The organism is Rhodococcus sp. C1 (genome assembly GCF_020809065.1).
Classification (GTDB): domain Bacteria; phylum Actinomycetota; class Actinomycetes; order Mycobacteriales; family Mycobacteriaceae; genus Rhodococcus_F; species Rhodococcus_F qingshengii.
The window spans coordinates 20,280-46,086 of the sequence record NZ_CP078080.1 but is presented as its reverse complement, the minus strand read 5'-3'; the positions used below and the strand labels follow the sequence as shown (position 1 = coordinate 46,086).

Here is a 25,807-nt window from a genome sequence, read left to right as displayed (position 1 = left end):
ATACCGAATCCGCAGGAAACAGGCGCGATGGGCGATGAATGCAACAACTGGCCGCAGCGATAAAAATCAGCTGCGGCCAGTGCGCTTCGAACTGTAACAAAAGTTGATCGATCAACCAAGGTCTAGGCCTGAATTGTTTGCTCGCAGAATGCCATCGCTGTAATTTCCGTAGGCTCACCCTTGAGAAGACGGGTGGCGAAGAGCAAATGACAACAGCAGTAGTGGTAGGCAGTGGTCCCAACGGTCTCGCGGCGGCGATCGAACTCGCCCGCGCCGGAATCGACGTCCATGTCATCGAGGGTGCGGACAAGATCGGCGGTGGCACCCGCAGTAGCGAATACATAGTCGACGGACTCGTCCACGACGATTGCTCCGCCTTCCATCCCACGGCCTTGGCTTCTCCCTACTTCAAGGAACTCGACCGCGAATTCGGGCTCGCCAAGCATGGCCTGACGTGGCTGTGGCCCGAGATCGATCTGGTCCATCCACTCGACGACGGCACCGCCGGGGTTCTCTGGCGCGACATCAACCGGACCGCTGACGGACTGGGTGTCGACGGTAAGCGCTGGCTCGACGTCTTCGGATACCTCGCCGAGAACTTCGACGAGTTGGTGCAGGACGTCTTCAAGCCGATCGTGCACGTTCCGAAGCACCCGCTGCTGCTCGCGCGTTTCGGGACGGGCGCTCTGCTTCCCGCGACGGGTTTCGCGCGGATGTTCAAGACCCCCCAAGCGCGGGCACTGTTCGGCGGCGTCGCGGCGCACATGTTCGGGACGCTCACCCTTCCCCTGTCCAGCGCTGTCGGCTCGATGCTCACTGCTGGAGCCCATGCTCACGGTTGGCCTGTGGCACAAGGTGGTTCGGGGTCAATTGCAGCCGCGCTCGCCTCGATTCTGCGCAGCCTCGGTGGCACCATCGAAACCGGGAACTGGGTCACCAACTACTCCCAGATCGCCGATTACGACATCGTCATGCTCGACATCGCCCCCGATGCGGCCGGTCGTCTGCTCGACGGCCGGCAGCCCGACCGCATTGCCCGGGCCTACCGCAAATTCCGCTACGGCACCGCCGCCTACAAGGTCGACTACGCCGTGCGTGGTGATTCCGACGGAAGCGTCGTGCCGTGGACGAATCCGCATGCCCGCAAGGCCGGCACCCTGCATCTGTCCGGGACGATTTCGGAGACTGCTGCTGTCGAACGCCAGACCGTGCAGGGTCAGATGCCGGACAAGCCCTTCATTCTGTTGGGCCAGCAGTTCTTGGCCGACCCCTCCCGTTCCGTCGGAGACATCCATCCCGTGTGGGCGTATGCGCATGTGCCGCATGGCTATCCGGGCGACGCGACCGATGTAGTCACGCGTCAGATCGAGCGGTTTGCGCCGGGGTTCCGGGACCGGATCGTGGGCGTCCACGTGCGCAATGTGCCGCAGATGCAGGCGTACAACCCCAACTATGTGGGCGGCGACATCTCCGCGGGGGCGAACACTGCGCGGCAGATCATCGCGCGCCCCCGGTTCGGGCTCGACCCCTATGCCACCGGCGCCCCGGGCGTGTACCTCTGCTCGTCCGCAACTCCCCCGGGCGGCGGGGTCCACGGGATGGGTGGGTTCAATGCGGCGCGGGCGGCGCTGAAGTCTCAGGGCTGAGGCGTCCCAAGCCCCGTTCGACTAAGGTTGACCAACCGATATGTGACACAACGAATTACAGACTTAGAGAAAGAACTCAACCAATGGCGCGGGCGCAGACAATCCAAATCCACCTTCCGACTGGTAACCCCGCCGGCATCCGGATTGCGAGCATCACCACCAGAACCGTCCGCGTCTTCGAAGTTCCTCGCCCACTGCTGAAAGACTTTCTGGGCCGCCGAGAAGCCTCCCAGGTCGGTGTCTACTACCTCTTCGGCGACGACACTGATGGGGCACCCAAGGCATACATCGGCCAGTCGGGCAACGTCGGCGCACGCCTTCAGCAGCACGCGGCATCCCCTAAGAAAGAGTTCTGGACCAAGGCGATGGTCGCTGTTTCGCTCACAAACGAGTGGACCTCCACTCACGTGGCCTACATCGAATGGTTGTCGATCGACAGGGCCTCCAAAGCCGATCGGTACGCGCTTCAGAACGGCAATCAGGCGTCGAACCCCCATACACCGGAGCCACTGGAAGCCGATTGCTTCGAATACCTTGAAACGATCGCGGTATTACTGGCAACTTTGGGCGAACCCATCCTCGAGCCGCTCCGCAGAACTTCCGCAACAGTCGATGCGACTGATCAAGGGAATGTCGCTGACCAACTCTTCTTCCACAAATCTGGATGCGAGGCTGCGGGTTACATGACGCCGGAAGGGATGCTCGTGTGCGCCGGTTCGAAAGGGCGACCCGAGATGAGCGAAAACGCGGACTCCTGGACTATCCGCACTCGCGAATCTCTGCAAGCGGACGGCGTTGTGACAATCGACGGCGCTGAACTGGTGTTCGTCAAGGATCATCTTTTCAAGACTCCTGGCGGAGCCGGCGCGATACTCATTGGTCGCCGTACACAGGGGCGAGAGGGATGGAAGAACGCTGCGGGACTTTCGATCAATCAGATCGAAGCCCTAGCTCTGTCCGAAGACGTTCCGGCTGGGACCTGAAGGCCAAGTCCGAAATGTCGTCCCCATGGGGACGACATTTCGGATATATCGCTGCTTAGTTGCTCGGACACCACTTCAACGTCACGGGAGTCAACTCGCCAGATTTCGGATCGAAGGGGATTATGCGAAATTTTCCTGAGCTCTGATCAACATCGCCGTCATCGTTGAATTCGATTCCTGACCAAATCCCCATTATCGACGAATCAGCATGCACTCGCGCATGCTCAACTTCACGCTGCGTCACCAAGACCGCAGCGCCAAGTGTCTGTGTGCCTTTCGCTTCCAAGAACAGGATTTTTCCGTCCTTTTCCGCCGTCGCATCGAATGGGTTACCAATCCGGGTATCCGTTATCTTCCACCCACGTGAGCGGTAGTGCTCCATCAGTCGATCTTGTGCAGCGTCCTCAATCTTCTTTCGGAGCACCGGATCCAATTCGCGTCCATGTATCGCCCCGCGGCCGGGCCGACCTTCACATTCGACGTCAAGGCTGTCACAGTGCTGCGACCACAACTCTTCCAGCTCCAACGTCGCGGCCGCCGTAAGGATTATTCCGCCACCTCGAGGGCTCCAATGCTGTTTCGGCATAGCTGCTTCCAGGTCCGCGGTCGGCAGCATATCTTCGATCGCAAGGACAGTGGACCATTCGATTCGAACATAGTTCGCCGAGCGCGAGGACCCATCCCAATGGTCGTCTTCGTAAACTTCGCTGGTTACCGAGCCACAAGCAACTATGCCTCGGCCGTGTGCCCCCTGACGAAGCAGGAAGACCCGGTCCTCCGGATCGACCCCGCTCTTTCGCCCACCGGTGGACCAACTGTCCGGCACGCTCTCGCCCATCGCGGTCCGTTCTATGGCGTCGTAATAATCAGCGCCCCAATCCCATTGATCTGGATTCCACGTCACGATCAGTGCTCCACGACTATCAAAAACTTCCATAGAGGTCTGGTCCAGATTGAGCGTATTGATCACCGTCTCCGATTGCGGTGGAATCTCAGCGAGATTGCCGCGCGATCCGCCTTGGCGGGCCTTGTCGTAAAGTGCCGCTTGCTGTGCATTCTGTTCGTGGAGACCGCCAGAGCGGATCACATAGGCTATCCGCCAGTCATTTCCTGTTCGCCGACCAATAACCTTTTGCTTGCGTGGGTACTTGCTCTCGGTTCGGGCATGCTCCTCGATACGCATAAGATCTGATGACGTTGCCACCGGCGACGACCCTGGCACGCAATAGTGCTCGAACGTCTCCCACCATCCGTACAAGATTTCCTCCACGATATTCGGATCCACTGCAGATGATCGCGGAGACAGCGCCAAAAGTGCAAATATCTACGACCCCATGACCGGCAAAGCCACAAAGCCACAAAGCCCTAATCACCTACTTCATTTCCGCAATGGACCACGAGACCCCGCCGGCATCGTGAAACAAATATTCGCGTCCATACAACTAGCCACATACTTCATTGGCTCTAGGCGATCTCCATTGACCTTGCCAACCGGTTCTTCAATCTGGCGCTGGTGCCCTAGCCGTCATAGCCGCTGGCAGATGGTGATCGGACCACGATCAAAGCGGTGACTACAAACACGTCATTGCGAAGTCCTGCACCGACGCTCAGTCGGCGACCCCCATCCCGATAGCTCCAGAACGGCGAAGCACTTCGTGCCGAACCACCCCGCAATGAAGTGGATGTCCGTTATCTTCCTCGATAGTGGTTGCAATCTCCTGGCTGCTTGGCATCCCGCGCACGGATGCTGTCACCACGAAAGGGAGCACATCTGTGAATGGACTCGAAACGCCCACTCGTTTGTCCCGAACCACCGCAGCCCTCGGTGTCGGCGCGCTCGCTGCCGCGATCACCTTCGGCAGTGCAGTGGGTACTGCATCAGCCGACACTCCGGTCGTCGACTTCGGCAGTATCTCGTTCTCGGTGACCAACGGCCCCGACAACACCATCTACGACATCAACGCCATCATCAATCTCCCGCCCGGCACACTGCCGCCAGGGATGATGAACCCTCAGATCACTGCGCCCGCCGCGACCCCTCAACCAGTCAACGACTCGTGTGCGGGCACCGCACTGGACTTCGTTCTGAGCTTCATCCAGGCTGCGGCCAGATAGCCGACAACAAAAAAACGAGGCCACCAACTCTTGTGAGTTCGTGGCCTCGTCTTGTGGTGGGCGAAGGGGGACTTGAACCCCCACGTCCCGAAGGACACTGGCACCTGAAGCCAGCGCGTCTGCCATTCCGCCACTCGCCCGAGCAACGCCGAAACATTATCACGACAAACTTTGAAAGTTCTATTCGTGCAGATCAGGGCACGAATCGATGAACACCGAGCACCCGAAAGCCCAGAACCGATACCATGCTGAAACAGCGGCCAGGTACTGCCGAAGCGACATTTGACAGTACCGTGGAACCTGTACAGCAGTTTGGACGACACGCGACAAGGCGGTGCCGGCGCTACTTGCCGAGCATTTTGCTGTCGTAGATGCGAGGCGAGAGGAGGGCCCGATGGGCATCGTGCAGCGTTTCGAACGAAAGCTCCAAGGAGCTGTCGGCGACGCATTCGCGCGGGTCTTCGGTGGTGGTGTTGTGCCGCAGGAAGTAGAGGCGGCGCTCCAGCAGGAGGCACGTGACCGCGTCGAGCACCTCGGCGGCGGAATCCTTCTCGCCCCCAACAACTACGTGATCACCATCAACAACTCCGATCACGAAGAGCTGGCAGCTGATCGCGAACTGACGACCAAAGCTTTCAGCCGACACCTGCAGGATTTCATCCGCGATCAGGGTTGGCAGACGTACGGCGACATCTCGGTCACCTTCGAGCCTTCGCCTACGCTCCACACCGGTCAGTTCCGCACCCGCGGAACCGTCGACCCGGATGGTGACGCCGAGCAGGCATCACCGCCGTCGCATGTTCCGCAGGTTTCGTCGCGGCCTCCACAACGGCCGCCTCAGCGACCCGCACCGATTGTTCCCCCTGTTTCCAATCCAGTCCCGTCACAACCAGGAGCCGGCCCCATGACGCAGAACTCAGGCTACGAACCAAGCCGCGAACCGGCGGGTCGCCAGCCCGAACCGCAGCAGCCGGCACGGAACGGGTACTCCCACGACGACGGCGGTTACGCCGCTCCGCAGGGCCAGGAAGCGCCGTACCAGAACGGTTACGACCGCGGCGACGGTTACCGCACGGGCGACGACCAGCAGGGCTACAACCAGCAGCAGGGTGGCTACGACCAGCAGGCGTACCCGAACCAGCAGCAGCCGTACGAGCAGGCCGGTTACGACCAGCAGGGCTATGACCAGCAGGGCGGCGGTTACGACCAGCAGGGTTACCAGCAGCAGCCGTACGACCAGCAGGGCTACGGCCAGCAGGCGTACCAGGGTGGGTACGACCAGCAGGGCTACCAGCAGGGCGGCTACGACCAGCAGGGTTACCAGCAGCCCTACAACGGCCAGTCCTACGATCAGCCGGGCTACGACCAGCAGAGCTACCAGCAGGGCGGTTACGACCAGCAGGCGTACACACAGCAGCCGTACGAGCAGGCCGGCTACGAGCAGGGCGGCAACTTCGAGCAGACGCAGGCCTACCCGCAGCAGGGTTACGCCCAGCCGCAGGGCGGTTACGCACCGACGGCCCAGAGCCTGACGGCAACCCTGCAGCTCGAGGACGGCAGCGGACGCCACTTCCAGCTTCGCGACGGCAGCAATGTCATCGGCCGCGGCCAGGAAGCTCAGTTCCGCCTCCCGGACACCGGCGTCTCACGTCGCCACATCGACATCCGTTGGGACGGCCGCACCGCGATGCTGTCCGATTTGGGATCCACGAACGGCACCACCGTCAACGGTGCACCGGTCCAGGACTGGCAGCTGGCAGACGGCGACATCATTCGTGCAGGTCACTCGGAGATTCTGGTTCGCATTCTCTGAGCTGAGAAACGGACGCCAGGATTTTTCCGATAACAATCGAACATTCGGCGGTCCGTCGGCGCGCCGCCGTCACGCGGCTGTCAGTATCGTGATCTTCGGGGCCCAGAGCCCCCTATGATGCTGCCAGTCGACAATGCTCGAACCCCGCTGCGGCGGGGCTCGAGCCATAGAAGGAGGTGGACAGCCGTGCAGGGCCTGATTCTGCAACTCACACGGGCGGGCTTCCTGCTCCTACTGTGGCTGTTCGTCTGGGCAGTCCTCCGCACTCTCCGCTCCGACATCTATGCCGGCTCCGGGGTCAGGGTTCCGCCGCGGTACACCCGCGCCGGAAAGGTCCTGCCCTCGCTGGGCAAGGCGAAGGTGCCTCGGTACCTGGTGGTCACGCAGGGCGCCCTCGCCGGTACCCGCATCACCCTCGGTTCTCAACCCGTCATGATCGGCCGCGCCGATGATTCGACGCTCGTTCTCACCGACGATTACGCGTCGACGCGCCATGCGCGGCTCTCGCAGCGCGGCGCCGACTGGTACGTCGAGGATCTCGGTTCGACCAACGGCACCTATCTGGACCGCGCCAAGGTCACGACTGCAGTACGCGTCCCGCTGGGCACCCCAGTTCGCGTCGGCAAGACGGTAATCGAGCTACGCCCGTGACCCTTGTTCTCCGCTACGCGGCGCGCAGCGACCGCGGTCTCGTGCGCTCCAACAACGAAGATTCCGTGTACGCCGGTGCCCGTCTGCTGGCCTTGGCCGACGGTATGGGCGGCCACGCGGCCGGTGAGGTCGCGTCGCAGTTGATGATTGCCGCCCTGGCGCATCTCGACGACGACGAGCCCGGCGAGGATCTGCTCGGCAAGCTCGAGGCAGCCACCCGCGAGGGCAACGATTCCATCGCCGATCACGTCGAGGAAGAACCCGAACTCGACGGCATGGGCACCACGCTCACCGCGATCCTCTTCTCCGGCAGCAAGCTCGGTCTCGTGCACATCGGCGACTCGCGCGCCTACCTTCTGCGCGACGACCACCTGACGCAGATCACCCGCGACGACACCTTTGTGCAGTCGTTGGTCGACGAGGGCAGGATCACCGCCGAACAGGCACACACGCACCCGCAGCGATCCCTGATCATGCGGGCGTTGACCGGCAACGAGATCGAGCCGACGCTCACCGTGCGCGAAGCCCGCGCCGGCGATCGTTACCTGCTCTGCTCCGACGGCCTCTCCGACGTGGTCAGCGACGAGACCATCGAGAACACGATGCGCGAGGGCTCGCAGGAGCAGTGCGCCGACCGTCTCATCGAATTGGCGCTGCGCAGCGGCGGTCCCGACAACGTCACCGTCGTCGTCGCCGATGTCATCGACCTCGACTACGGCCAGTCGCATCCCATCGTCGCGGGCGCCGCGTCGACGGAAGAGGAAGAGGACGCCCCTCCCCCCAACACCGCTGCCGGCCGCGCCGCTGCCATGCGTCCGCCGCGCGCGACGCCCAAGCGAGTTGTCTCCCAACCCGAACCGGAACCGAAGAAGAAGCGGAACCGGTTGTGGTGGGTGGTCCTCGCCGTGGTGCTGATCGCGCTGGTCGGCGTCGGCGCCGTGATCGGCCGCGCCGTCATCCGCAACAACTACTACGTCGGCGAAGACAACGGCCGCGTGACGGTGCTGCGCGGAATCCCCGGTTCGGTGCTCGGCTACTCGCTGCAAGACGCGGATCTGGTGGGTTGCGTCGGCGACGACGACGTCCTGACCCTCGTCTCCCCCGACGCGATTCCCAGCAACTGCAACATCCTCGAGGTGACGGATCTGCAGCCGTCTGCGCAGGAGCAGGTGCGCGCCGGGCTGCCGTCCGGCAAGCGTGAAGATGCGCAGAGCCAGATGATCCGTCTCATCGGCGGCGATCTGCTGCCTCGTTGTGAGCCGGTCCCGACGACGACGGCCACGCCCACTCCCCCGCCGGCACCGGAGACCACGCCGCCCCCCGCACCGCCCGCGGAGCCTGCTACGCCGACGACGGCAGCACCCACGACTACGCCTACGCCGACCGAAGTTCCCGGTCAGACTTGCAGGACGGTCAACTGATGTCGTCCAACGCAGCTGCGGGGACGGCTTTTCCGAGTCCGCCCGGAGGTTTTGCCCCGGCGCCGGTCCAGTCGACCCGTCGAAACATGGAGCTACTGCTCCTGGGCTTCGCCGTCATTATCACGACGGTCTCGCTTCTGCTCGTCGAAGCGAGCCAGGAACAGAAGATCACTCTCGATCTGGCTAAGTACGCGCTCGCGTACACGGGCCTGTTCCTGATCGCGCACTTGGCAATTCGGCGGTATGCGCCGTACGCAGATCCACTGCTACTGCCGATCGTCGCCCTGCTCAACGGCCTCGGGTTGGTGCTCATCCACCGACTCGACCTCGCCGACGAACAGACAGCGCTCTACAACGGCGTCGAAGCACCGTCACCGGATGCGAACCAGCAGGTCATGTGGACTGCACTGGCGATCACCGGTTTCGTGTTGCTGCTCGTGTTCTTGAAGGACTACCGCCTGATGGCGCGGTTCAGCTACACACTCGGCCTCGCAGGCCTGGTGTTCCTGGCGATTCCCGCGATCCTGCCGGCGAAGTTCTCGAGCGTGAACGGCGCAAAAATCTGGATTCGCCTGCCTGGATTCAGCATTCAGCCAGGTGAGTTCGCGAAGATCCTGCTCATCATCTTCTTCGCGTCGGTGCTCGTCGCCAAGCGCGACCTGTTCACCTCGGCCGGTAAACACTTCCTGGGCATGGACTTTCCGCGTGCCCGCGACCTCGGTCCGATCCTGCTCGCCTGGATCGTCTCAGTGGGCGTTCTCGTCTTCGAAACCGACCTCGGTACGTCGTTGCTGCTCTTCAGCACCGTGCTGGTGATGCTCTACATCGCGACCGAACGTGTGGGCTGGCTGGTGATCGGCGGCGGACTGCTCGCCATCGGATTCTTCTTCGCCTACAAGATGTTCGGACACGTGCGCGTGCGCGTCGACACCTGGCTGGACCCGCTCGGCGACTACGCCAACACCGGGTATCAGATCTCGCAATCGCTGTTCGGCCTGGCCACCGGCGGTATCGCCGGAACAGGTCTGGGCAGTGGTCGACCCAACCAGGTGCCGTTCGCGAAGACGGACTTCATCATCGCGACCATCGGCGAAGAGCTCGGCTTGATCGGCCTGGCCGCTGTGCTGATGCTGTTCTTGCTTCTCATCGTCCGCGGCCTGCGTACGGCGTTGGCAGTGCGCGACAGCTTCGGCAAACTGCTCGCCGCCGGTCTGTCGTTCACCATCGCGATCCAGATCTTCGTCGTCGTCGGCGGCGTCACCAAGCTGATCCCGCTGACGGGTCTGACTACACCGTTCATGTCGTACGGCGGCTCGTCGCTGCTCGCGAATTACCTACTGCTGGCCATCCTCGTCCGGATCTCGGACGCGGCTCGTGCGCCGGTAGTGACGAAGAAGAAAGGTCCGCCCCCAATCGCTGACGCCAATACCGAGATGATGCCGCGCGTATGAACACTCCACTGCGCCGCGTCGCGATGGCCGTCATGGTGATGGTCGTCGCGCTCCTCGCCAACGCCACGTACGTACAGGTCATCAAAGCTGACGACCTGCGAGCCGACCCGCGCAACTCGCGGGTGCTGCTCGACGAGTACTCACGCCAGCGAGGTCAGATCTCGGCTTCCGGTCAGGTGCTTGCCGCCTCCCGCGCCACCGACGACCGGTACAAGTACCTGCGCGAGTATCCGAATCCGTACCCGTACGCACCGGTCACGGGCTTCTACTCGATGCAGTACGGCAGCGCCGGCCTCGAGCGCACCGAAGATCCGATTCTCAACGGCTCGGACAACCGGTTGTTCAGTCAGCGCTTCTTCGACCTGGTGTCCGGACGCGATCCGCGCGGCGGCAACGTCGTCACGACGCTCAATCCGGCCATGCAGCAGGTGGCGTACGACCAGCTGACCAGCAAGGGTTACACCGGTTCCGTCGTCGCGATCGAGCCGAGCACCGGACGCATCCTGACGATGGTCAGCACTCCGAGCTACGACCCGAACCTGCTTGCCAGCCACGACGGCGCCGAAACCACCAAGGCGTGGGACGAGCTCAATGCCGATCCCAACGATCCGTTGGTCAACCGCGCTATCTCGCAGACCTACCCGCCCGGTTCGACGTTCAAGGTGCTCACCACGGCTGCAGCTCTTGGCAACGGTGCGACGCCGGACGACCAGCTGACCGCGGCGCCGCAGATCACGCTGCCCGGCACCAGCACGACCCTCGAGAACTACAACGGCAGCACGTGCGGCCCCAACCCGACGGCGTCGTTGCGCGACGCTTTCGCGCGCTCGTGCAACACCGCTTTCGTCGAACTGGGCATCAAGGACGGCGCCGACGCCATCAAGGACGAGGCCAGCGCTTTCGGCATCGGGCCCAACACTCCCGCGATCCCGCTGCCGGTCGCAGACAGCACCGTCGGCGACATCTCCGACGACGCGGCCCTCGGCCAGACCAGCATCGGCCAGCGCGACGTCGCGGTGACCCCGCTCGAGAACGCAGTGATCGCCGCTACCGTCGCCAACGGTGGTGTGCGGATGCAGCCCAACCTGATCTCCCAGTTGCAGGCACCCGATCTGACCGATCTCAGTACGCCGTCACCGGTGTCGATGGGTCAGGCGATCTCGCCGGCAGTTGCGGCCACGCTGACCGATCTGATGATCGGCTCGGAGAACTTCACCGGCGGCGACGGCAAGATCCCCGGCGTTCAGATCGCGTCCAAGACCGGTACCGCCGAGCACGGCGTGAATCCGCGGGAAACTCCGCCGCACGCCTGGTACATCGCTTTTGCACCGGCGCAGAATCCGACGGTCGCCGTGGCCGTCATCGTCGAGAACGGTGGTGACCGCGGACTTGCCGCTACCGGTGGCTCGGTTGCTGCGCCGATCGGTCGTGCAGTCATCGCAGCCGGAATCCAAGGGGGCTGAACCGTGGCGTTGAACAACGGCGCTTTGATCGCCGATCGTTACCGATTGATCCGTCTCATCGCCACCGGTGGGATGGGTCAGGTGTGGGAAGCCACCGACTCCCGGCTCAACCGTCGCGTCGCCGTCAAGGTACTCAAGTCCGAGTTCTCTTCCGATCCGGAGTTCTTGGAGCGCTTCCGCTTCGAGGCCCGCACCACCGCGCAGCTCAACCATCCCGGTATCGCCGGAATCTACGACTACGGCGAGACCCGTGACAGCTCGGGCGATTCCACGGCGTATCTGGTGATGGAACTCGTCAACGGTGAACCGCTCAACGCCGTCCTGGCACGCGTCGGCCGCCTGGCGGTTCCGCATGCCCTCGACATGCTCGAGCAGACCGGCCGCGCCCTGCAGGTCGCACATGACGCCGGTGTCGTGCACCGCGACGTGAAGCCGGGCAATATCCTCATCACGCCTACTGGCCAGGTGAAGATCACGGACTTCGGCATCGCCAAGGCCGTCGAGAACTCACCTGTCACGCGCACGGGAATGGTGATGGGCACCGCCCAGTACATCGCGCCCGAGCAGGCTCTCGGTCAGGACGCGACCGCGGCGAGTGACGTGTACTCGCTGGGAATCGTCGGATACGAAGCACTTTCGGGTCGACGCCCGTTCACCGGTGACGGCGCGCTGACCGTCGCGATGAAGCACGTGCAGGAAACCCCGGCGCCGATGCCGGCCGACCTGCCGCCGAACATCCGCGAGCTCATCGACATCACGTTGACCAAGGATCCGGCCGGCCGCTACGCCAGTGGCGGCGAGTTCGCCGACGCCGTTGCAGCCGTTCGGGCAGGAAGGCGTCCACCGCCGCCCGGTCTGCTCGCCACCGGTGCCGCGAGCGCGTTGCCGGCAACGGGTGCCACGCAGGTCATGCCGCCGACGTACGCGGGCCCGGTGACGGGCGCAGCTGTTGCGGACGACGCGGCAGCCGGCGGAATGACCAGTGGGCAAAAGGCCGTGGCATGGGCCGGCGGCGGATTGATCTTGTTGGCGTTGATCATCGGCGGAGTCTGGATCGCGACCGACGGTCCGAGCGACCCGACGCCGCCCGTCGTCACATCCACGACGTTGCCGACCACCACGACGACCAAGCCCACCACCACGACGACTCGGCCCACGACGACGACCACCGAGCCGACAACAACGACGACTCGGCCGACGACAACCACGACCGAGCCGACAACCACAACGACCACGCCGACCACGACAACAACAACTCCGACGACCACAACCACCACCACGACGACAACGACGACCACAACGACCACTGAGCCGTTGGCGGATCCCGGAGACGCTGAAGAACCGCTAGGACAAGACCAATGACGACACCCCGCAATCTCTCCTCCCGCTACGAGCTGGGTGAGATTCTCGGCTTCGGCGGAATGTCCGAGGTTCACCTGGCGCGCGACCTCCGACTCAGCCGCGACGTCGCGATCAAGGTGCTGCGTGCAGACCTCGCGCGCGATCCCACGTTCTACTTGCGGTTCCGTCGTGAGGCGCAGAACGCTGCCGCGCTGAACCATCCGGCGATCGTGGCCGTCTACGACACCGGTGAAGCCGAGACCGACGCCGGGCCGCTGCCGTACATCGTCATGGAGTACGTCGACGGCGACACGTTGCGTGACATCGTGCGCAGCACCGGGCCGATGGCTCCGCGCAAGGCGATGGAAGTGATCGCGGACGTCTGTGCCGCTTTGGACTTCAGCCACCGCAACGGCATCGTGCACCGCGACGTCAAGCCCGCCAACATCATGATCAACCGTGCCGGCGCCGTGAAGGTGATGGACTTCGGTATCGCCCGTGCCATTTCCGACGCGTCGAGCCCGATGACGCAGACGGCCGCCGTGATCGGCACCGCTCAGTACCTCTCGCCGGAGCAGGCGCGAGGTGAGCAGGTGGACGCGCGTTCGGACGTGTACTCGCTCGGTTGTGTGCTGTTCGAGATTCTGACGGGCGAGCCGCCGTTCAAGGGTGATTCACCGGTCGCCGTGGCGTACCAGCATGTTCGTGAAGATCCGCAGACGCCGTCGGAGATCAATCCCGACATTCCGCGCGAGCTGGATTCGATCATTCTCAAGGCGATGAGCAAGAACCCGGCCAACCGCTACCAGAGCGCCGGCGACATGCGCAGCGACTTGGTACGTGTCCTGGGCGGTCAGCGTCCGAGTGCTCCGATGGTGATGAACGACGAGGACCGCACCACCATCCTCGGCGCCGTCGGCTCCGACACCGGGAACTACCGCACTGCTCCCGATCCGGTCGAGCCGGTTGCTGCGAGGACAACTCGCGCCGCCGAGCCGCCTGCCAAGAAGAAGGGCGGACGCTACGCCCTGATGGGCATCGCGGCGCTTCTGGTGATCGGTCTGGTGACGTTCTTCCTCATTCGGGTGAACTCGCCGAAGGTCGAGATGGTGACCGTTCCGGGTGACCTGACCAACCAACCCGCCGACGTCGCCGAGGCGACGCTGACAAACGCCGGATTCCAGGTGGAGCGTCAGCAGAAGACGGACAAGGTGATCGCCGCCGGAAACGTCATCACGACGCGTCCGGTTGCCGGGGTGCGTATCGAGAAGGGCAGCACCGTCACCATCGACGTGTCCACCGGACCCGAGCAGGTCGCGATCCCACGCCTGACCGGGCTGAGCCAGGACGACGCGGAGAAGAAGCTCAACTCCGTCGGACTCCGACTTGATCCGACCATCGGCAAGGCGGCATCGACCGTCGCCGAGGTCGACAAGATCGTCAATCAGGATCCTGCCGTCGGAGTGTCGGTTGTTCTCGATTCCGCGGTCTCGATCACCGTCGGCACCGGTCCGGAGCAGGTTCGTGTCCCGGATGTCACCGGTCAGCGTGAAGAGGTGGCGAGGCCCAACATCGAAGGTGCCGGGTTCGTCGTCCAGATCACGGAGATCGATTCGGGTCTGCCGAAGGGACAGGTTGTTTCGACCGACCCGACCGGCGGTACGTCGGCCACCAAGGGTTCGACCGTGACGCTACGAGTGTCCAACGGCAACCAGGTCGCGATGCCTGATCTGACCAACAAGACGGTGTCGGAGGCGTTGAGCACGCTTCGCGCAGCCGGTTGGGCGGGAACCGCTTCGCAGCTGGTGCAGAACCAGAGCACGACGCTCACCCCGGAAATGGTGGGCAAGATCGTCTCGCAGACCCAGCCTCCGGGCTCGGAGATCTCCAAGGACGCGGTCATCACCGTCAGTGTCGGAGCGCTCGGAATCCCCGGCCGCTAGCAAAGTGAAAAAGTGCCTCCCGGAGATTTCCGGGAGGCACTTTTTTGTGGACAGGTGTCAGAGAATTGCGGGTAATGCGCCACCGAGCGCCGACGCGACCTCGGCCTCGAGGGCTGCGACGAGTCCTTCCGGAGGCGCCTCACCGCAGACTGCGAGCCAGTTCGCGAGCATCCGGTGTCCACCCTGGGTGAGTACGGACTCGGGGTGGAACTGGACGCCGTGAATCGGCAGTTCGCGGTGACGCATCGCCATCACGACGCCGCTCTCGGTGTGTGCGGTCACCTCGAGTTCCTCGGGAATGGTGTCCTCGAGAACCGTCAGCGAGTGGTAGCGGGTAGCGGTGAACGGATCGGGCAGCCCGGCCAGGACGCCGACGTCCTTGTGGTGAACCAGACTCGTCTTGCCGTGAAGCAGTTCGGGCGCGCGGTCGACGGTTCCGCCGAAGGCCGCACCGATCGCCTGATGTCCGAGACAGACGCCGAGCAGCGGGGTCTTGGTGTCGGCACAGACCTTCACCAGATCCATCGTCGCTCCCGCGCGCTGTGGAGTTCCGGGGCCCGGGCTCAGGAGAATGCCGTCGAACTGCGCTACTGCACCTTCGAGGTCGGCCGTCAGTTGTGGATCGTCGTTGCGCCAGACCACGGCTTCGGTTCCGAGCTGGCCGAGGTACTGCACCAGGTTGAACACAAAGCTGTCGTAGTTGTCGACGACGAGAATCCTCATGAGAGCAGGGTAAACGCCTGTGCTATCCGCCGGTATAGGCGGGGACCGTGATCTGCGACGGCGTCGCCTGCGTGTACCCGAGGCCGAAGCGGGTCGCGTACTGCTTGTAGATCCGAATGCCCGGTTCGGCGGCGAGTGCCGCCTCGAGGCGCGCGACGTCGCCGATGGCACTCATCACGTACGGCGGGCTGTAGGTACGTCCGTGAAGAAGGAGGGTGTTTCCGATGCACCGCGGCGCCGACGTACTGATGATCCGTTGGTCCTGCATGCCCACCGCTTCGGCCCCGCCGGCCCACAGTGCGTTCAGCACGCTCTGGACGTCCTGCTGATGCACGACGAGGTCGTCCGGGGTGGCGTCGACCGGATACTTGCCGTCGGCGTTGCGCGGGGCGTCCGTCATCGTGACGACAACACCCGGGCCGGTCATCTCCGTCAGTCCCGCGTCGGCGGAGATGTTCTTGATGTCACCGAGCGCGGCGGCCACTTCGGCGTCGGACCGAGCGGCGTCTTGCTGCAGCGAATCGAGCTGGGCGGCAAGTTCGTCCCGGTCGGCCGAGACTTTTTCGGCATTGGCCTGGGCGCTGCGAACCAGATCGGAGAGCCTGGTGCTTTCGGTGACCTGGAGCTGGTTCTCCTCGGCGGATCGTTGCGCCGTGGCGACCATCAGACCGGCTACCAGGCAGACGGCAAGTACACCGATGTGCCAGACGGTTCGTGAAGATTCACCCGAAGACACGTGGCTCCTCCCGGATTGTGCAGGTCGGCCGGTGACCAACTGGACACAGCTACGTTAGCGTGTAGGTAACACATGCAGGTCACACCGTAGAGCGAGGACGTCATGCCCAAGTCGAAGGTCCGTAAGAAGAACGACTACACAGTCAACCCGGCAAACCGCACTCCGGTGAAGGTGAAGATGGGTCCGTCGAGCACGTTGTACGTCTCGGTGATGCTCGGATTCATGCTTGTCGGCCTGGCATGGCTGATTGTGTACTACTTGGCCGCGGATTCGATCACGTGGATGAACGACTTGGGAAACTATAACTTCCTCGTCGGCTTCGGCTTCATGGTTGTGGGCCTTGTGATGACCATGAGATGGCGCTGACCAGCGAGTATCTGATTCGACCCGGATCGTGACCGTCATTCAATTACATGGGTGTCATTCATCCCCATTGTGGATAACTCCTGTGGACAACCTAGGAAGTTATCCACATGCTCGAGGATGAATTTCATCCACAGCCTCGTGACAACGTCACGGAGGTGATCTCGTGGGCCACTCCGATGGGTGTTGTCTACGCGATGTTCGGCGGCGGAATTGCCCTCGCGATCGCCTCGATAATCGCGCCCACGGAGCCTGCCGGGCGCTTCCTGCTCGCCCTCGCGGTGATCGGGCTGTTCGTGATGGGCGGACTCGCCCTGCGTCAGCGCCCCCGCCTGGCTGTGATCGAAGACGCGGGAACCAAGTCGATCGCGGTGCAGCGCCTGCGCGCCCGCCACGAGTTCACCCGCGAACAGATCGACCGGGTCCGTCTCGTCCGCTACCCGCGCCTCGGTCGACGCGTCCCGATGCTCGAGATCGACATCGTCGACCGTCCCACCGACACGGAGAAGCTGTTGATCTTCGGACGCTGGGATCTCGGCACGTCACCGGAGGACGTTCTGGACGTGCTCGCCGTTCACGGTTTGGTACCGCCCGAGAAATAAGCGCTGGTTACATGACGAGTGCCGCGAGGTCCGGCTGCACGATGTCGAGAGCCTGCTGCGGCACCGCGACTGCGTCGCTCGACCATCCCCAGATCGAGTACAGCTCACGGCCGGGGTCGGTGTACCCGTCGCGGCCGTGAAGCACCCGGTAGTTGTCGATGCAGATCATCTCGCCTGCTTCGGCACGGAACATCGGCCCGCTGTCTCGCACGTGAATCACGGCATCACTCCACTGCTTCACCAGCGGCCACTGCGCTTCTTCCGATTCGCCGGCGATCGGCGCGAGATATGGGTGATACCGAACCTGGTTGCGTCCACTCGGCACCGTCCGGGCGATCGGCGCGAATGTGTTCTGCGGGAAGTTCGGTTCCGAATGGTCGATGTCTGTGCTCCAACAGAATTCGGCCAGCTCCGCCGTTGCGGGATCGAAGGCGAGCAATTGGGTCAGTTTGACCGCGTCGATGAGAAACGAGTCGCCGCCACTCGGGTACGCCGGGCGCTTGCACCACAGAAACAGATAGTCGGGCGCGTAATCGCCGAACGCAAAACCGTCGTTGTGGGCGGTCATCCGCTCTCCGGAGATACCGAACGAGCGCTTGCGGCCGCGTTCGTCCACTGGTTGCGTGTCGACGACAGCGGCTTCGGCATCCTGACTCTTGGCACTCGCCTCGAACTGGCGGCCGACGCGAATGCACTTCTCACCGAGCAACTTCGACGCGAGGGCAATGGCATCTTCCTCGGTGTGCAGGCCACCGAAGACCGCGGCCCCGTCGAGAGCGATTGCCGCCCGGACGGCCTCGACCGTCTCCACGCGCCGCGGAACAACACTTGCCAGCGTCAAATCGGAAGAGAACATTCATCACTCCATACGTCGAGTTGGCCAAACGGTTCAACTCGAGCGTAGGAACTCGTCATTTCGACGGCGTAACTCCGGAAACCGATTCGGTTACGGAGCCAGCCTTTCAGATCACCTTGCCCGGGTTCATGATTCCGTGGGGGTCGAGTGCACCCTTTATCGCGTGATGCATCGCGACGACGGCCGGTGACAGTTCTTGCGCCAAGCCGCCCATCTTCAGTAGGCCGACGCCGTGTTCACCGGTGACGGTTCCGCCCAACTCGAGGGCATTGTCGATGATCTCGGCAAAAGCGGCCTGAGCACGCCTCCGCGCCGCTTCGTCGTCGTGTGGCGTGATCAGCAGCGGGTGCAGGTTGCCGTCACCCGCGTGCGCGATGTTCGCGATGTGCGTGTCGTGCCGGGCCGAGATGGCCTCGATGCGCGCCAACATCTCCGGGACCGCCGCCTTGGGGACGCAGATGTCCTCGGTGAGCACCGGGCCGAGCCGCTCGAGGGCGGGGTATGCCAGACGCCGGGCGGAGAACAGGGCGTCGGCTTCCTCCTGGTCGGTGGATCTGGCGCTCCAGGTTGCCCCGGAGCGGTTGAAGCAGGCCAACATTCGTTCGGCTTCGGCGTCGCCGATCTCGCCCGGTGTGTCGATGCGGCCGAGCAGGACAACCTCGGCGTCGGCCGAGAGGCCCATGTTCTTCCAGGCGTCGACGGCAACGAGACACTGCCGATCGATCAGCTCGAGGGCCGACGGCGTGAGCCCGTCTGCGGCGACGGCCTCGACGGCCTTGCCCGCAGCAACGATGGAGTCGAAGTATCCGACGATGGTGCGTTCGGGATCGCGCTGAGGACGAAGCTTGACGGTCACCTCGGTGATCACCCCGAGAGTGCCTTCGGAGCCGACCATGAGCGCCGAGAGATCAAACCCAGCCACTCCCTTGGCAGTTCGACGCCCGAGCCGAACCAGCTCACCGGTTCCGGTGACCACCTGCATGCCCAGTACGTAGTCCTTGGTGACGCCGTACTTGACGCAACACAGGCCGCCGGCATTGGTCGCGACGTTGCCGCCGATCGTCGACCAGGGTGCGCTCGCCGGATCGGGTGGATACCAGAGGCCGTGCTCGGCGCAGGCGTCGCGGAGGTGATCGTTGACCACTCCGGGTTCGACCACGGCCAAACGCTCGAGGGTGTTGATCTCCTTGATGGCGTTCATCGCGTCGAAGGCGATCACGACGCCGCCGGCGACTGCGTTGGCTCCACCCGACAGACCGGTTCCGGCTCCGCGCGTGACGACGGGCGCACCGTGGGCGATGCACGCCTGCACAACTGTCTGTACCTGCTCGGCTGTGCGCGGGCGGACCACTGCGACCGGCATCTCGTACGGAGCCCACTCGGCGTCGTCGTGGATGTAGCTCGCCATGATGTCGGGGTCGGTGATCAGTCGATCCGCATCGATCTGCGAGCCGAGCGCCTCGAGGAGTGTCATGTCTCCACGATAGTGACGGCCGCTACACCGCCCCATGTAGATTTACTCCGAGAAACCGGAAACTGTATGGACATTCTCTCCATACTCATCGTTGGCCTGACAAGTTGGTCTGACGAGTTGGTCTGACAAGGGAGCGCGGATGCACGAGAACTGGCTACAGCTTCTCCTGGCCGAGGCATCCACCGAGGAACTGATCGAACACCGCGATCAGTTGGCCGCTGGGTCAGGCCCCGAGGCCGCCGCCGAAATCGAGCGAGAAGCCCGATCGGCACTTCAACTACGAAGTCTCCTGGCTCAGCGCCGACAGCGCGCCACCGAACTCGGGGCACTCAACGACATCGCGTCACTGCTGACCACGATGCACGATCACCACGCCCTCCTGCAGGAGATCGTGGATCAGGCCAAACGACTACTCGGCGTCGACCTTTCGTACCTTGCTCTCATTCATGACGACATCTTGATCATCGAAGTCACGAGCGGGGCGTACACGTCGCAACTGCTCGGCCTCACAGTTCCGTTCCGTGAAGGCCTCATCGGTCGCGTGGTCGAGAACTCCTCTCCTGCTTGGTCTCCCGACTACCGAAACGATCCCTCGTTTGCACACATCGGACCGGCCGACGACGCAGCGCGAGCCGAGAACATGCGCGGCCTGCTGGCTGTGCCGCTGACTTTGAACGGCAAGATCCTGGGTGCCCTGTGCGCGTGCAAACGTCAAGAGCGCCGATTCGGCAACGAGGAAGTTGCGTTGCTGTCCGCACTCGCAGCCCATGCCTCGGTGGCGATCGAGAATGCCCGCTCTCTCGAACGCTATCGCGCGACGGTTGCGGAAGTGAACGCAGCGAACACCGAACTTGCCGAGCGCACAGCACTTCTCGAACAGACACTGACTTGGGATCGTTCGCTCACTCAGGTTGTCCTGCGCGGCGGCGGTGTTCGCGAACTCGTGGAGGAAACCTCGGCGTCGACGGGCTCGCCCGTGTTCTTCGTGACCGGAACATCCGAGATCCCACCGGGACTGCAACGGGTCAGCGAGAGTGTTCATCGGGTTTTCGACATCCTTGCTGCCGACCGACGTGAGCAGGAAGTGACGCTCATCGTCGGTGAGCAGTTCCTGTTCGCCACCGAAGTGCGCAGTGCCGGTGACCAACTCGGAGTTCTGTTCCTACTCTCGCGCCAGGAACCCACCGCCGCCATGAGATTGGCACTCGAAAGGTCAGCCCCGGCCATTGCGCTTGCGCTGGTAGGCGAACGGGCGGCCAGGGAAGCTACCCGCCGAGCACGCGATGCATTTCTGGTCGATCTGATCACCAGGCCAGCGCCGACGCCAGCCGAGGTCACCGGTCAGTTCCGCCTGGCTGGACTCAACCCCGACCGCTCGTACACCGTCGTGGTGGCCCGCCCGGCAGACGCCGTCGACCGTGCGCGTCGCAGTATCGAGGAAATTGCATTCCCGTCAGGAACCGTTGTTGCCGAACATGGTTCACGAGTCATCGCACTGATTCCCGGAATGTCACCGGCAGCAGTTGCGGCGGCGTGGGTTCAGCCGGCAGAGAACCCGACCGTCGGAATCGCCGATCCGGCGGTGGGAGCGGAAGGTCTGGCGCGGGCGTATGTCGAGGCACAGCACACCGTCGACGTCCTCGAGACTCTCGGTCGGGCCTCCCACGTGGAACCGGCAAGTTCACTCGGCATCTACCGAATTCTCCTCAGCCGCACCGGTCGCGAAGAACTCGAAGCGCTGACGCAGCGGGCCCTCGGCCCTCTCCTGGAGGAGGAGCAACGACGCGGCGTTCCGCTCTTGGACACCCTCGCGTCGTACCTGTCACACAATTGCAAGCACTCCGCGACCGCCGCCGCGCTCGCGATTCACGCCAACACTCTGTACCAACGGCTCGAGTCGATCGACAGGTTGATCGGTACACAGTGGCGTCAGCCGGACCAGGCGCTCGATCTTGCGCTCCTGATCCGGCTGCGTGCCAGTGCCGGGAAACTCGGTCAGATCTGAGCGGGCTTACTCGATCGCTTTGCCAGTGCCACCACAAGGATTGCGGCACAGAGCATCACGGCGCCCACCACCCACAGTCCTGCCTTGGCATTTCCGGTCACATCGGTGAGCCAGCCGGTGATATACGGAGCACCGAAGCCCGACGCGTTGCCGATCGAGTTGATCATGGCGATGCCCGCGGCCGCGCTGGCACCCGTCAGGAACGTGGTGGGAAGGTACCAGAATACGGGGAGTGCACACAGCACGCCGACGGCGGTGAGCGAGACCGCGATCATGACGGTGAACGGTGAATCCAGGTACAGCGCAATCGGAATGGATACCGCGCCCAGGAGCGTCGGGGCTGCAACGTGCCACATTCGTTCACCGGTCTTGTCGGAATGGCGGCTCCACAGCACCATCGCGACAGCGCCGATCGCGTAGGGGACGGCCACGATCAGGCCTGTCTCGACGAGCGAGAAATCGGTGTTGAACGTCTGCTTGAATCCCGCGACGATGCTGGGCAGGAAGAAGCTCAAAGCGTAAAGGCCGTACGTGATTCCGAAGTAGACCAGACCGAAACCGATGACGCGGGGATCACGCAGGGTTTTGCCGGCCGACTGGTGACCGGCGTCGCCGAGTTCTTTCTCCTCGTCGGCCATCGACTTCATCAGCCAGGTGCGCTCCTCGAGGGTCAACCACTTCGCGTCGGCGGGACGGTCGGTGAGGTAGAACCAGACGACAAACGCCAAGATCACGGCGGGCAGACCCTCGATCAGGTACATCACGCGCCATCCGGCCAACCCGAACAGGCCGTCGCCGTACTGGATGATGGCAGCCGAGAGCGGGGCACCGAGCGCCGACGAGAGCGGAAGTGTCAGCAGGAACAAGCCCATCAGGCGTACGCGGTACTTCTTCGGGAACCAGAAGGTCAGGTAGAGAAGAACTCCGGGGAAGAAGCCGGCCTCGGCGATTCCCAGCAGAATGCGGAGGAAATAGAGGCTGCCCACGTTGGGCACGAATGCCAGCGCAGCGGCGAGGATGCCCCAGGTGAGCATGATCCGCGCGATCCACAGCCGGGCGCCGAAGCGGTGCAGGGCCAGGTTGCTCGGCACCTCGAACAACAGGTAGCCGACGAAGAAGAGACCGGATGCGAGCCCGAACATCGTCTCGGTCATACCGAGGTCGGCGCTCATGGTCAGCTTGGCGAAAGCGATGTTCGTACGATCCAGATAGTTCACGAAATAGAGCAGGATCAGGAAGGGAATCAGCCGGCGCGCTACCTTCTTCACCACGCGAGATTCGATCTCGCTCGGCGCAACCCCACCGTCAGTGGTGGTGCTATCGGTGGAGGTCATTGCAGGGGTACTCCTCGGAAAAGGTCAGCGTTGCTATCTACGAAGTGACTCAAGCCACAGTAGAAGCACGACCGAGCCCAACCTATGTGGACAATCTCTACAGAAGCCGTCTCTGCATGTGCGATTGCTCCCAAAGATCCGGCAGATGATCCCGGGCCGCCCGACGAACGTCCCTGAACAGTCGAAGGCGACAAACGCGTCTGAGCTGGGGTTTTAGAGCCACGAGCACCAAGTCACTGGCTAGTGTTGTCGGCGAAACAGCCAGAGCAAGTGCGGACGCACCGCGTGACTTGAAGGACAGAACATGACGAAGTTGGTTCGGACCACGATGACCCGCCGGTCCTCCACCGCAGTCGCTGCCACCATCGCGGCGGTCGCTCTATTCGCCTCCGCCTGCGGCAGCGACTCCGACAAGACCAACTCCGACAAGAGCGCTGCCGGCGCCTCGTCCGCTACATCCTCGGCCACCGTCGGCGGGAAGACACTCGACGCCAAATTCGAGACGAAGTGCGCAAAGGACGGCGGCACGACAGTTATGACACTGCTCGACGCGGAAAATGCCACCTACGGCATGTTGACCGTCTCGGCCATCGTCGATGAATCCGGCACGGTTCAGACTGCTGGAATCGCCGGAAGCGAGGGTGGATCGAACGGTCTGCCGTACACCGCCGGATACGCACCAGGCCTGCCCGGCGGATCTGCCAGTGCCAAGCAGGACGGCAGTACCTTCGTGGTGACGGGCGAGGGAATCGGCGCCCGGGACAAGGGCAACCCGACGGCGACGTCGAGCTTCGAGATTACGTTCGCCTGCGAGTCCATCATCGGCGGCTGATCCGTAGAACGGCTGGGCCCTAGGATTCTTGCTAGCTGATTCCCAGCTGTTCGCGCAGTTGGACGACGCGGAGCACGATGACTCCCAACGTCACCACTGTGACGGCACCAAAAGCGATCCAGCCGATCCGCACCGCCTTCACGCGGTTCTCACCGGCGCCCAACCACTGTGGGGCGTACAGGAAGGCAGCGGCCGTTGCAGCACCTGCCACCAGACCTCCCGCGTGACCCCAGAACGAGATCCCGGGCAGCGAAATGCTGATGATCACATTGATCGCGATCACCGAGATGATCGGGACCGGGCTTCGACGCAAACGCAATAGAAGGACGGCCTGTGCGCCCATGATGCCGAAGATCGCTCCCGACGCCCCAGCAGTCCAGGACAGGGCCGTGAGCGAAGAGAACACCGGCTGGAATGCCATCACCGAGGCGGAACCGCCGAGAAGCGAAACCAGGTAGATGCCGATGTACCTCGAGCGGCCCATCACGATTTCGGTGTCGCGTCCGAGGATGTAGAGGGCGTACATGTTGACCGCGAGGTGCAGGATTCCGAAGTGCAGGAACCCGGAGCCGATGAGCCGGAACCAGTCACCGCTGGCGACGAGCCCCGGATTGAGTGCCCAGTTCGCGAAGATCGACGAGCCGACCTGATTGTTCATGATGCTTCGCGACTGCGCGAAGGTGGCGAGGAACGCCAGGACGTTGAGCCCCATCAAGGTGTACGTCACGACCGGGACCGCACGGGTGGGGCTCACGGTGTTTCCGGCGACGCCCCGAACGGGGCGGACATCACGCTGACCGGCAGCTACACAGTCAACACATTGGTATCCCACCGCCGCCTCGCGGAGACAGTCCGGGCACGCCGGTCGTCCACAACGATTGCAGGAAAGTGCGGTAGGTCGATCTGGATGGCGGACGCACCGCGGTTGGGGCGGGATGCCCTCACTCGCACCGCCGCCCCAACCGGGGTTCGTCATCTGCTTGTTTTACCTGTTCAGGAGATGGTGATGCTGTTGATCACGACGGGCTCGACCGGACGATCGCCACGATCGACGGCGGTGGAGGAGATAGCGTCGACAACCTTCTTGGAATCGTCGTCGAGAACCTCACCGAAGATGGTGTGGCGACGGTTCAGGTGCGGCGTCGGGCCGGTGGTGATGAAGAACTGCGAGCCGTTGGTTCCCGGGCCTGCGTTGGCCATGGCCAGCAGGTAGGAGCGGTCGAACTGCAGTTCCGGGTGGAACTCGTCACCGAACTTGTAGCCCGGGCCGCCGGTGCCGGTTCCGGTGGGGTCGCCACCCTGGATCATGAAGCCGTCGATGACGCGGTGGAAGATGGCACCGTCGTAGAACGGGCCGGTCTTGGTGCCGGCGGCGTTTGCGGTGGTGTACTCCTTCGAGCCGTCGGCGAGGCCGACGAAGTTCTCGACGGTCTTCGGCGCATGGTTGCCGAACAGAGCGATCTTGATGTCGCCGCGGTTCGTGTGCAGCGTTGCGGTTGCGGTCTGATGAGTTGAAGTCACACCACCATCGTGCCATTGTCGGCGTTCTCGTGGATGTCGCCCCGCAAAAGTCTCCCTGTCCTCGCCCCACTGTTATGGCACAGTGAAGTCATGACACGAGTGACCGAGTCCCTCAGCACGCAGTTGCCCGACACCTTCGATCACGCGCGCGCCCGCGTCGAGGACACCTTCGACGAGACTGCCGCCTACCTCGAAGAGACAGCGGCTCGCATCAAGGAGTCCGAGGCAGCCGACAACGCTCGCCGCATCGCTGCGGTGGTCGCTCGCGGCGCTGGGCAGGTCGGGTTGTTCCTGGGTCGTCAGGGCAAAGTCCTCGCCAAGAAGGGCGTCGAGCGCGCAAAGGCTATCCCCACGAAGTCCGCGGAACGCACCGAGAAGCCTCGCGGCCGCAAGCGCGTCGCCGTGTTCGTCATCGCCGGTGTTGCGGTGATCGGTGGCGCGGTGTTCTTCAAGAGCCGCCGACGCGAGCATCCGCCGGTCGCTTGCGCACCCCCTCGCCTCGAGGAGAACTCGGCCGAGAAGACCGCTTAGTCG

General features: G+C 63.4%; 23 protein-coding genes and 1 tRNA gene. 15 read left to right on the top strand and 9 right to left on the bottom strand.

Going from position 1 to position 25,807, the window contains the following annotated elements; genetic code table 11:
- Window positions 1–206: 206 nt before the first annotated feature.
- The gene (locus KTR60_RS00200) at window positions 207–1,646 is read left to right on the top strand and encodes a phytoene desaturase family protein (protein ID WP_228401599.1); all 1,440 of its coding nucleotides are present in this window, start codon (window positions 207–209) and stop codon (window positions 1,644–1,646) included.
- A gap of 83 nt (window positions 1,647–1,729) precedes the next feature.
- Window positions 1,730–2,629 (top strand): GIY-YIG nuclease family protein, encoded by a 900-nt coding sequence (locus KTR60_RS00195; protein ID WP_003943609.1) that lies wholly within the window; start codon window positions 1,730–1,732, stop codon window positions 2,627–2,629.
- A 55-nt stretch (window positions 2,630–2,684) separates the two neighbouring features.
- Here KTR60_RS00195 and KTR60_RS00190 read toward each other — a convergent pair whose 3' ends face one another.
- The gene (locus KTR60_RS00190; RefSeq protein ID WP_228401597.1) at window positions 2,685–3,899 is read right to left on the bottom strand and encodes a protein NO VEIN domain-containing protein; all 1,215 of its coding nucleotides are present in this window, start codon (window positions 3,897–3,899) and stop codon (window positions 2,685–2,687) included.
- A 503-nt stretch (window positions 3,900–4,402) separates the two neighbouring features.
- On the opposite strand from KTR60_RS00190, the gene KTR60_RS00185 reads away from it, so the two are divergent.
- Window positions 4,403–4,744 (top strand): hypothetical protein, encoded by a 342-nt coding sequence (locus KTR60_RS00185; RefSeq protein ID WP_228401595.1) that lies wholly within the window; start codon window positions 4,403–4,405, stop codon window positions 4,742–4,744.
- 54 nt (window positions 4,745–4,798) lie between these two features.
- Here the strand turns inward: KTR60_RS00185 and KTR60_RS00180 are convergent.
- Window positions 4,799–4,884: transfer RNA gene (locus tag KTR60_RS00180), tRNA-Leu, on the bottom strand.
- Between the two features lie 254 nt (window positions 4,885–5,138).
- Between KTR60_RS00180 and KTR60_RS00175 the strand changes: the two genes are divergently transcribed.
- The 7 genes from KTR60_RS00175 to pknB all read left to right on the top strand — a co-directional run bounded on the left by KTR60_RS00175 (window position 5,139) and on the right by pknB (window position 14,827).
- Window positions 5,139–6,557, top strand: a complete 1,419-nt coding sequence (locus KTR60_RS00175) for a DUF3662 and FHA domain-containing protein (RefSeq protein WP_020905627.1) — start codon at window positions 5,139–5,141, stop codon at window positions 6,555–6,557.
- A gap of 186 nt (window positions 6,558–6,743) precedes the next feature.
- Window positions 6,744–7,208, top strand: coding sequence for an FHA domain-containing protein FhaB (locus KTR60_RS00170; RefSeq protein WP_003943418.1), 465 nt, complete (start codon window positions 6,744–6,746; stop codon window positions 7,206–7,208).
- Window positions 7,205–8,629 (top strand): PP2C family protein-serine/threonine phosphatase, encoded by a 1,425-nt coding sequence (locus tag KTR60_RS00165; RefSeq protein WP_162114235.1) that lies wholly within the window; start codon window positions 7,205–7,207, stop codon window positions 8,627–8,629. The genes KTR60_RS00170 and KTR60_RS00165 overlap by 4 nt, the downstream gene beginning before the upstream one ends.
- Window positions 8,629–10,080, top strand: coding sequence for an FtsW/RodA/SpoVE family cell cycle protein (locus tag KTR60_RS00160; protein ID WP_007735775.1), 1,452 nt, complete (start codon window positions 8,629–8,631; stop codon window positions 10,078–10,080). Before KTR60_RS00165 ends, KTR60_RS00160 begins: the two co-directional genes overlap by 1 nt.
- Window positions 10,077–11,543, top strand: a complete 1,467-nt coding sequence (locus KTR60_RS00155) for a peptidoglycan D,D-transpeptidase FtsI family protein (protein ID WP_007735774.1) — start codon at window positions 10,077–10,079, stop codon at window positions 11,541–11,543. The genes KTR60_RS00160 and KTR60_RS00155 overlap by 4 nt, the downstream gene beginning before the upstream one ends.
- Before the next feature lie 3 nt (window positions 11,544–11,546).
- Entirely contained in the window at window positions 11,547–12,905 is a 1,359-nt protein-coding gene (locus KTR60_RS00150) for a protein kinase domain-containing protein (protein WP_019746232.1), read from the top strand.
- Window positions 12,902–14,827 (top strand): Stk1 family PASTA domain-containing Ser/Thr kinase, encoded by a 1,926-nt coding sequence (gene pknB, locus KTR60_RS00145; RefSeq protein ID WP_007729221.1) that lies wholly within the window; start codon window positions 12,902–12,904, stop codon window positions 14,825–14,827. Before KTR60_RS00150 ends, pknB begins: the two co-directional genes overlap by 4 nt.
- Window positions 14,828–14,884: 57 nt before the next feature.
- Here pknB and KTR60_RS00140 read toward each other — a convergent pair whose 3' ends face one another.
- Window positions 14,885–15,550, bottom strand: coding sequence for an aminodeoxychorismate/anthranilate synthase component II (locus KTR60_RS00140; protein ID WP_003942537.1), 666 nt, complete (start codon window positions 15,548–15,550; stop codon window positions 14,885–14,887).
- Between the two features lie 22 nt (window positions 15,551–15,572).
- Window positions 15,573–16,286 carry a DUF881 domain-containing protein gene (locus KTR60_RS00135; RefSeq protein ID WP_416309250.1) on the bottom strand — a complete coding sequence of 238 codons (714 nt, stop codon included), beginning with the start codon at window positions 16,284–16,286 and terminating at the stop codon, window positions 15,573–15,575.
- A 102-nt stretch (window positions 16,287–16,388) separates the two neighbouring features.
- Between KTR60_RS00135 and crgA the strand changes: the two genes are divergently transcribed.
- Both crgA and KTR60_RS00125 read left to right on the top strand, forming a co-directional pair.
- Window positions 16,389–16,652 (top strand): cell division protein CrgA, encoded by a 264-nt coding sequence (gene crgA, locus KTR60_RS00130; RefSeq protein ID WP_003942576.1) that lies wholly within the window; start codon window positions 16,389–16,391, stop codon window positions 16,650–16,652.
- Window positions 16,653–16,759: 107 nt separating this feature from the next.
- Window positions 16,760–17,251, top strand: coding sequence for a PH domain-containing protein (locus KTR60_RS00125; RefSeq protein WP_003942511.1), 492 nt, complete (start codon window positions 16,760–16,762; stop codon window positions 17,249–17,251).
- 7 nt (window positions 17,252–17,258) lie between these two features.
- On the opposite strand, the gene KTR60_RS00120 is transcribed toward KTR60_RS00125, so the two are convergent.
- Entirely contained in the window at window positions 17,259–18,107 is an 849-nt protein-coding gene (locus tag KTR60_RS00120) for a TauD/TfdA family dioxygenase (RefSeq protein ID WP_228401594.1), read from the bottom strand.
- A gap of 106 nt (window positions 18,108–18,213) precedes the next feature.
- Entirely contained in the window at window positions 18,214–19,581 is a 1,368-nt protein-coding gene (locus KTR60_RS00115; protein WP_228401592.1) for an FAD-binding oxidoreductase, read from the bottom strand.
- Between the two features lie 139 nt (window positions 19,582–19,720).
- Here KTR60_RS00115 and KTR60_RS00110 point away from each other — a divergent pair, with 139 nt between their 5' ends.
- The gene (locus KTR60_RS00110; RefSeq protein WP_228401590.1) at window positions 19,721–21,586 is read left to right on the top strand and encodes a helix-turn-helix domain-containing protein; all 1,866 of its coding nucleotides are present in this window, start codon (window positions 19,721–19,723) and stop codon (window positions 21,584–21,586) included.
- Here the strand turns inward: KTR60_RS00110 and KTR60_RS00105 are convergent.
- Window positions 21,577–22,920 (bottom strand): MFS transporter, encoded by a 1,344-nt coding sequence (locus KTR60_RS00105; RefSeq protein ID WP_003942551.1) that lies wholly within the window; start codon window positions 22,918–22,920, stop codon window positions 21,577–21,579. The genes KTR60_RS00110 and KTR60_RS00105 overlap by 10 nt on opposite strands.
- Before the next feature lie 304 nt (window positions 22,921–23,224).
- On the opposite strand from KTR60_RS00105, the gene KTR60_RS00100 reads away from it, so the two are divergent.
- Complete coding sequence (locus KTR60_RS00100) at window positions 23,225–23,752, top strand: lipoprotein LpqH (protein ID WP_125050136.1); 528 nt, start codon at window positions 23,225–23,227, stop codon at window positions 23,750–23,752.
- A gap of 31 nt (window positions 23,753–23,783) precedes the next feature.
- On the opposite strand, the gene KTR60_RS00095 is transcribed toward KTR60_RS00100, so the two are convergent.
- Window positions 23,784–24,728 (bottom strand): rhomboid family intramembrane serine protease, encoded by a 945-nt coding sequence (locus tag KTR60_RS00095; protein WP_065351693.1) that lies wholly within the window; start codon window positions 24,726–24,728, stop codon window positions 23,784–23,786.
- Window positions 24,729–24,745: 17 nt separating this feature from the next.
- Window positions 24,746–25,273 carry a peptidylprolyl isomerase gene (locus KTR60_RS00090; RefSeq protein WP_007729190.1) on the bottom strand — a complete coding sequence of 176 codons (528 nt, stop codon included), beginning with the start codon at window positions 25,271–25,273 and terminating at the stop codon, window positions 24,746–24,748.
- A gap of 90 nt (window positions 25,274–25,363) precedes the next feature.
- Here KTR60_RS00090 and KTR60_RS00085 point away from each other — a divergent pair, with 90 nt between their 5' ends.
- Window positions 25,364–25,804, top strand: a complete 441-nt coding sequence (locus KTR60_RS00085; protein ID WP_228401588.1) for a hypothetical protein — start codon at window positions 25,364–25,366, stop codon at window positions 25,802–25,804.
- Window positions 25,805–25,807 lie beyond the last annotated feature (3 nt).